This is a genomic window from Bacillus sp. JJ1474, assembly GCF_036965225.1.
In the GTDB taxonomy this organism is placed as follows: Bacteria; Bacillota; Bacilli; order Bacillales; family Cytobacillaceae; genus Cytobacillus.
Window position 1 is genome coordinate 1 of record NZ_JBALPC010000201.1, and the last position, 7,247, is coordinate 7,247.

Annotated in this window: 8 protein-coding genes and 1 pseudogene; 7 read left to right on the forward strand and 2 right to left on the reverse strand. The window is 34.9% G+C overall.

Annotated elements, in window-relative coordinates:
• Positions 1-267, forward strand: a pseudogene (locus V7164_RS21445) (hypothetical protein); the annotation flags it as partial.
• A 122-nt stretch (positions 268-389) separates the two neighbouring features.
• Here the strand turns inward: V7164_RS21445 and V7164_RS21450 are convergent.
• A complete protein-coding gene (locus V7164_RS21450; RefSeq protein WP_335355191.1) occupies positions 390-986 on the reverse strand; it encodes a polysaccharide deacetylase family protein in 597 nt (198 codons plus the stop codon).
• A 189-nt stretch (positions 987-1,175) separates the two neighbouring features.
• Here V7164_RS21450 and V7164_RS21455 point away from each other — a divergent pair, with 189 nt between their 5' ends.
• The 6 genes from V7164_RS21455 (at position 1,176) to V7164_RS21480 (ending at position 6,629) form a co-directional block, all read left to right on the forward strand.
• Positions 1,176-2,009: a polysaccharide deacetylase family protein gene (locus V7164_RS21455; RefSeq protein ID WP_335355192.1), complete on the forward strand. Its 834-nt coding sequence runs from the start codon at positions 1,176-1,178 to the stop codon at positions 2,007-2,009.
• A 16-nt stretch (positions 2,010-2,025) separates the two neighbouring features.
• Positions 2,026-3,213 carry a glycosyltransferase family protein gene (locus tag V7164_RS21460; protein ID WP_335355193.1) on the forward strand — a complete coding sequence of 396 codons (1,188 nt, stop codon included), beginning with the start codon at positions 2,026-2,028 and terminating at the stop codon, positions 3,211-3,213.
• A 20-nt stretch (positions 3,214-3,233) separates the two neighbouring features.
• Positions 3,234-4,442 carry a glycosyltransferase family protein gene (locus V7164_RS21465; protein ID WP_335355194.1) on the forward strand — a complete coding sequence of 403 codons (1,209 nt, stop codon included), beginning with the start codon at positions 3,234-3,236 and terminating at the stop codon, positions 4,440-4,442.
• Between the two features lie 51 nt (positions 4,443-4,493).
• Entirely contained in the window at positions 4,494-5,321 is an 828-nt protein-coding gene (locus V7164_RS21470) for a hypothetical protein (protein WP_335355195.1), read from the forward strand.
• A 129-nt stretch (positions 5,322-5,450) separates the two neighbouring features.
• Positions 5,451-6,410, forward strand: a complete 960-nt coding sequence (locus V7164_RS21475; protein ID WP_335345193.1) for a BMP family ABC transporter substrate-binding protein — start codon at positions 5,451-5,453, stop codon at positions 6,408-6,410.
• Between the two features lie 24 nt (positions 6,411-6,434).
• Entirely contained in the window at positions 6,435-6,629 is a 195-nt protein-coding gene (locus V7164_RS21480; RefSeq protein WP_335355196.1) for a ComZ family protein, read from the forward strand.
• A gap of 40 nt (positions 6,630-6,669) precedes the next feature.
• Here V7164_RS21480 and V7164_RS21485 read toward each other — a convergent pair whose 3' ends face one another.
• Complete coding sequence (locus V7164_RS21485; RefSeq protein WP_335355197.1) at positions 6,670-7,053, reverse strand: hypothetical protein; 384 nt, start codon at positions 7,051-7,053, stop codon at positions 6,670-6,672.
• Between the last annotated feature and the right edge of the window lie 194 nt (positions 7,054-7,247).

Here is a 7,247-nt window from a genome sequence, read left to right on the forward strand (position 1 = left end):
GCTTATAATATCGACATTATGCAGGTTGAACTTGAAGTAATGAAAAAAATGGAAAACTTTAATTATCCCCTGAAGATCCCAATGAAAATTATGCATATTATGACGGATAGGAGATCGTATAATCTGGCAAAACAAACAAAAAACCGAACTTTAAAATGGATGGAAGAAGGAATCCAAACTTCAATTTGTTATTTACTGCCTGAAAAAAAGCAAGGGATTGAATCACAAATTGTTGATTTTATGAAACAAAATGAAAGGATATTATAAAACAGCCTCTATAAATAAGATTCAAATGTTCAAGACAATATTAGTTATATTCGCAAGTTTCCATCATTCCACTATTAAACCAGGTATTTTCCTTCTGAGGGAAAATACCCAACTTACATAATCTAACAGGAAAGTAATTCGCTTATTGTACAAACTAATAATCTCTTTTCAGCAGCATGATTCAAAATAATAGGAAGTGCTTCAAGAGATGATTTTTTTGGATGCATAAGAATAATAGAGCCGTTCTTTAAATTAGGTACAATTCTGTTAATAATTTCATGGTGATCCTCGAGTTTCCAATCCAATGTATCTAAAGTCCAAAGAATAGTTTTCATTTTTTCCTTCGCAGCAGCTTCAATGACCCTTTGATCGAAATATCCATAGGGAGGAGTGAAAAAGGCTGGTTTTATTTTCAGATGTTGTTCAATTACATCATTCGTGCTTGTAATCTCATTTTTAATTTCTTCATCCGAAAGTGTGATCATATTCGGATGTGAATAGGCATGGTTTCCGATCTCATGTCCGGCAAGCTGTATCTTAAGTGCAGATTGGGGATTGTTATTGACCCATCTGCCCTCAAGGAAAAAAGTAAGCTTAATTTGATATTTCTTCAAAATCATTAATAAATCCTTTAAATATTCATTACCCCATGCAACATTGACCATAAAAGCAATTTTTCCCGAATTCAAATTACCATGATAAATAGGTATGTGTTCCACCCAATCTTGTCCTCTCTATATAATTTTAAATAAAATATGCCCCTCAATATAAAATGATTGTATTTGTTACACGACTCTTTCATACTTTTTGATGTATTTAGTCAGAATCACTATACAACTCATGGGATTAAACATATTGTGGATTAGAATGTTTGATAATACTTGTACCATTGAATGGGGACGATTTCTATGAAGGAGTTTAAGGAAATAGAAGCAGGGCTGCCCATAAAAACGAAAAAGAGTAAATACAATTATTACACCATCTGTCATGGTGAAACATTAAGTCATATTTCTAAAAAATTTTCAATACCTATTGAGCAGCTAAAAGAAGACAATCAATTAAAATCAAATTATTTATATGCAGGACAGCTAATAAAAATAAATCGAAAAGTTTTGACTGAGACAATATCCTTACCCTCGGTATTAATTTCAAATGGATTCACTAATAAAAATGAAATTTCATTGACCTTTGATGCAGGCGCAGGCGCTGAACATACAGGTGAAATATTAAACGTTTTAAAGAAACACCGTATTCAAACGACAATGTTTTTGACAGGAAAATGGGTCGAGCAATTTCCGAAACTTTCGAGACGTATAATCGAGGATGGACATGAAATTGCAAATCATTCATACAGTCATCCAGACTTTACAAAAATTCCATCTGATAAAATGACAGAAGAATTACAGAAAACTGAAGAGTGCTTCGAAAAGCTTCTCGGTACAAAAGGAATACCGTTATTCCGGCCGCCATTTGGAGCATGGAATAAATCTGTTCTTGAAACAGCTGGAAAGAATCAATTTCCATATACTGTTTATTGGAGTATTGATACGATTGATTGGAAAGAAACGTCAAGTGATGAAATAGGAGAAAGAATCATGACAAAATCAACAGGAAATGACATCGTCCTTGCCCATTTAAATGGAAAATCCACGGCAAAAGCAATGGAAGTTGTAATACCAAAATTATTAAATAAAGGACTCCAAATTGTTAAAGTAAGTGAGATGTTAAAAGAAACCAGGTGAAAGTAGGTGATTTTATATGAGAATTTTATTTTTAGAAAGCGATCCGATGTGGATTTATGGCCTGCCAAACGGATTTTCGGACGCTGGGCATGAAGTGATGGTATCCGGTCCGCTAATGGACTGGAGTTTAGAAGAGATGATTACAAGCTTTAAACCTGACTTGATTTTTACGATGGGGCACACGAGAGAACATTCAAAAGAAAGGAGGTTATTAATAAAAAAGCATGTAGCCCACTTAGGAATTCCTCATATTTATTGGGCTACAGAAGACCCCGGATACACTCTCACTTTTTCACTTCCGCTAATTGAAACAATTCAACCCGATTTTATCTTTACCATTTGCCCTCATCGTGTCAATTTTTATAAAGAAAAAGGTTACAAAGCAGCTCATTTAGACTTTGGCTATCACTCAAAAGTACATTTTCCAACAGAAATAGATTCTAAATACGATGTCTCACTTGCATTGGTGGCAAATGGATACCCGATGCTTTATAAAAAAAACCCCCTAAATTACAGGTTTGAAGCATTGAGAAATCTTTTAAGCCCTTTTATAATGGAAAATCTTCGAATTGATTTTTGGGGACGTTATTGGCACTTTATGGGCCATATTATTGGCAAGGAGATTCCTAAACATTGGAATCATGGTTTTTTACCATATATAGAGGCAAATAAAGTATACAGTTCCGCAGATATCCTTTTAGGTGTACAAAATATGGACTCACAAGTGACACAAAGGACATATGAAATATTAGGCTCAGGCGGGTTTCTGCTAACAAATGATACTTCTAAAATTCGAAGTCTTTTCACACCTGGTCAGGACCTTATTGTGACTTCCTCTCCCGAAGAAACAATTAAATTAGTAAAGCATTTTTTAGCCCATCCGGAGGAGCGTCTTGAAATAAAAAAGGCAGGCATTGAGGCAGTAAAGAAATATTCTTATTTAGAGCGAGCTAAGTATATTCTAGAAACAATTACGAAAGCAGGGCTTATTTCAAAGGAAAAGGCTGCCCCAAGTATAGGTAACTGGGTTTATTACCTTGACATTTTGCAAGCAAAATATGAAATTCATATCTTTAAGCCGAAGGAAAGCCTGCGGTATATTTCGAAAAAATACAGAGTGAGTGTAAAACAAATTAAAAAAATGAATAAACTGGCAACAGATATTATTGATGTGAAGGATTATATAAAAATAAGAGAAAGGTAGAATATAAAGGTGGAAGATGAATGCGAGTTCTTTTTATTGATAGCGGTAACCTCTGGCCACATACATTGCCAAAGGGATTTCATGCTAATGGACATGATGTAATGATTTCGGGCCCCATTACTAAGCAAAACTTGCCAAAAATATTGGCGGAATTCAATCCTGATCTTGCTGTTACAATAGGGTGGGGACCCGAGCATACATTTAGAAAACAAATTTTAATCAAGGAACAGATGACAACTAGAAATATCCCATTAATATACTGGGCAGTCGAGGATCCAGCCTATACAAAAAATTGGACGTTGCCATTAATCGAAAATATGAAGCCGGATTTCGTATTTACCATTTGCAGGGAAACATCATATGTTTATAAACAGCGAGGAATTCCATCTGCATTTTTAGATTTTGGGTTTGAAGAAACCATACATTTTCCGACCCGTAAATATCCGGAGTATAGTGCCAAAATTGCGGTAGTTGCTAATGCTTATCCAGATATATTATCGAAATATCCAGACCATTTTCGTCATGAATCAATTAAGCTTTTAATAAAGCCTCTTCTTAAAAATCAGTTTAGAATCGATTTTTGGGGCAATCATTGGGATCAAATGGGCTCATATTTAGGTTTTGACATACCAAACGATTGGATTCACGGGCATCTTTCTTATACAGAAACTAATAAATTATTTAGCTCTGCCGACATCATCATTGGCTTGCAAAATTACCCGAATTTAGTTACACAGCGCACATTTGAGATTCTTGGTTCCGGCGGATTTTTAATTACACAAGATACACAAGGAGTTAGAAGCAGGTTCAAACCTGGAATGGATCTTGTTGTATCATCGTCACCTAAAGATACTGTCGATAAAGTAACCTATTATCTCAAACATGCCGATGAACGAAAAATCATCAAAAAACAGGGACATAAAACTGTTCAACCTAATTCTTATAAAGCTCGAGTAAGACAAATGATTGATATTTTAGTGGAGGAAAAAATTGTTCATCCAAAGGTGGCGGCTAGTCGTGAGAAGCCTGAATTCATCTATTTTCAAGATTCGATTGATCAGCAATATGTAATGTATAAAGTGAAAACAGGTGATACGTTATTGAAAATCTCCCAAACCTACGGGGTATCAATTGAAGTACTTAAAAGTGTAAACTCACTTCCAGATCATTTAATATATGAAAATCAAATATTAAAGATTAAAAAGCAAGCGACAGACAAAAAGAAATAATTAGTCGTGCATTTGCATAGTATACACTGAGAATAAATAGGGAGGCTTTGTATGGACAGGGCAGTCATAATTGGGGCATTTCAATTTTTAGGTTTTCATTTTTGTCAGTCTTTGCTGGATCAAGGTTTCGAAGTGTTAGGTGTTCGATCAGAAAATAGAGAAAAAGATGCGTATCTTATTGAAAAGCGGATGGAAATTGGCCGTAACGCTAATTTTAAGGAAATAATTATGTCCGATTTGGTCTCTCAAGTGGAGATCCATGCACAAACCTTAATTCTTATTGATTACTATAGTTTTTCTGCAACTGAACAAAAGGTTTTATTCAATAAAGATAATATACTTGAAAGATTTCTAAAAAATAACAAACAGAAAATGGCTGAAACCGATACTAGAATCATCTCTCTTTTCCCAATACAATGGCTTCATCAAAAGGATAAAAATATCCAGCGCATTTTGGAAAATGAAATAATCAGTCACCGCATTTATCTCCCAACAATCTACGGACCTTGGCAGCCAAACTCCTTTTTATTTCAACAATCCTTAGAAAAATCATCAGATCCAGACCGGGAATTATCCATTCATGAATGTGAATGGATCCATGATACTTTGTACATTGCAGATATTCTGGATCCAATTTTAAAATTGGCTGAAACAAAATCTGCCGATGCTTGCACTTTGAAAAGCGATATTCCACACTATTGGAAAAAATGTGTTGACTTTCTTTCCATTCCTGCTGAAGTTCTAGAAATGATTACAATTAATTACCCATCAGAGCGGAATGAAATTAAGGTAAAGATCGTGAAGAACTGCACCCCTTATTCAGTGGGAATTGAAAATCAGAAAAGACATCTAAAGTTGATTGATGAAGGCGGAATTTAATAGAATAGGAATAAAGTCTTTTCAAAACTTAGGTGATAAGGGTAGAATGAAAATAGCTGGAAGTTTATTCTGGATTTTTTTTGTTTAGAAAAACGTTATGGCTATTTCGGAGAGGCGGAACAAAGGGAGATGCAAAAATTATTTGTACGATTTGGGATCCTTCTTTTAAGCCTTCTTTTATTGGCCTCGTGCGGACAAGCAATGTCCTCAGGTAAACTAAAGAAAGCGGGCTTATTAATCCCTGATACGATAAATGATCAAGTATGGGGAACAAAAGGCTATAAGGGAATGTTAAAGATTCAATCCCATCATAATATTGAGGTTTACTATAAAGAGGGTATGAGTTCTCAATTAGTTGTCGAACGTGCGGTGAAAGAATACGACCAAAAGGGAGTTAATATTATTTTTGGCCACGGCAATGAATATGCGGAATACTTTAATCAGATTTCACCTAGCTATCCCCATATTCATTTTGTCAGCTTTAACGGAGATGCTGAAAATACCAATACGACAAGTTTAAATTTCGAAGGATATGCAATGGGTTTTTTCGGTGGGATGCTTGCAGGTCATATGACAAAGACTAATGCAATAGGAATCATTGCAGCCTATGAGTGGCAGCCTGAAATTGAAGGCTTCTATGAAGGGGCAAATTATGAAAATCCTTATGTAGATGTCATGATTGAGTATGTAGGCAATTGGGATGATGATAGAAAAGCGATTGAACTATTAGATAAGGTAATGGCAAAAGGTGCCGATGTTATTTATCCAGCCGGGGATGGCTATAACGTTCCTGTCATCGAACAGATTAAAGAAAGGGGCCACTATGCAATCGGCTATATTTCTGATCAGTCAGATTTGGGTGAGTCCGCCGTTTTAACTAGCACGATCCAGCATGTGGACGTTCTATATGAAATAGTGGCAGATTTGTTTAACAAAGGGGAACTAAAATCAGGAAATCTGTCATTTGATTTTCAAGAGGATGTAATTACTCTTGGAAAGTTCAGCTCAGACGTGGACCAAGAATTTATTAATAAAATTAATACAGCCATTGCAGAGTATAGAGAAACTGGGGAACTGCCCAGTAAATAAAGAAAAGAAGGAGTTACATAATTCATGCAAACAACTGACAAAACGATGGAATTCATGCAAATTGCCATGAAATATCTTCCAGAAGCAAAACAGCAATTAGAAGAGGCTGGAGTAGAATTATCCTTGGAAATGATCCAGCCATTCATGAGTCTTTTTACAAAGGTAATGAATGAGGCATATGATATGGGAAAAGCAGAAGCGTTAGCAGAGAATAAATAATTTAAACCGGTCTTCATAAGAGGACCGGTTTTATTATCCACTAACCTTTCTTTTTGAAGAACTGATCAATAAAAGGAGTGACCTGTCGATATAATGGTTTTAATTGCTTAGCAGAACTAACAAGAGTGTCTATATTGTCCATTAGTTCAAGGAAATTGATGTTATTAACAACATGATTGAGATGGTTTGATAGGGAACTATTGTTTGTACTCCCTTTAGGTGAAGGATGATGCCTTTCACCAAACATCAAACTATCAATACGACTATGACTATACCTTCTATTTGAATTTTCATACTCCATTTCTTTAAATGTTTCATCAATGCCCATGTTCTCATTCGAGGGCTGCTCGATTGAACGGAACATTAATTGGTTAAGGCGATCTGTTTTTTTGAAATCTTGCTCTCTTTCCATTTCTGTATCCAACGGTTCTCCATCCCCTTTACAATTAAGCTTTTATATTAATTTATGTGAACGATTCATCAGTGTTTAGGCAATGGTGGATAAAAACTTATAAATAGTCTTTGATTAATCTTGAAATTTCACCTGTAAATTTGATAAAATTAGTACCAAGTCATAATATTTGATAATAATATTAATTATCGTTTATTGTATAAATG

Excerpts from the sequence above, each read along its gene's own strand:
- V7164_RS21475 (WP_335345193.1), top strand. The coding sequence starts at position 5,451 with ATGCAAAAATTATTTGTACGATTTGGGATCCTTCTTTTAAGCCTTCTT.
- V7164_RS21480 (WP_335355196.1), top strand. The coding sequence starts at position 6,435 with ATGCAAACAACTGACAAAACGATGGAATTCATGCAAATTGCCATGAAA.
- V7164_RS21465 (WP_335355194.1), top strand. The coding sequence starts at position 3,234 with ATGCGAGTTCTTTTTATTGATAGCGGTAACCTCTGGCCACATACATTG.
- V7164_RS21460 (WP_335355193.1), top strand. The coding sequence starts at position 2,026 with ATGAGAATTTTATTTTTAGAAAGCGATCCGATGTGGATTTATGGCCTG.
- V7164_RS21455 (WP_335355192.1), top strand. The coding sequence starts at position 1,176 with ATGAAGGAGTTTAAGGAAATAGAAGCAGGGCTGCCCATAAAAACGAAA.
- V7164_RS21470 (WP_335355195.1), top strand. The coding sequence starts at position 4,494 with ATGGACAGGGCAGTCATAATTGGGGCATTTCAATTTTTAGGTTTTCAT.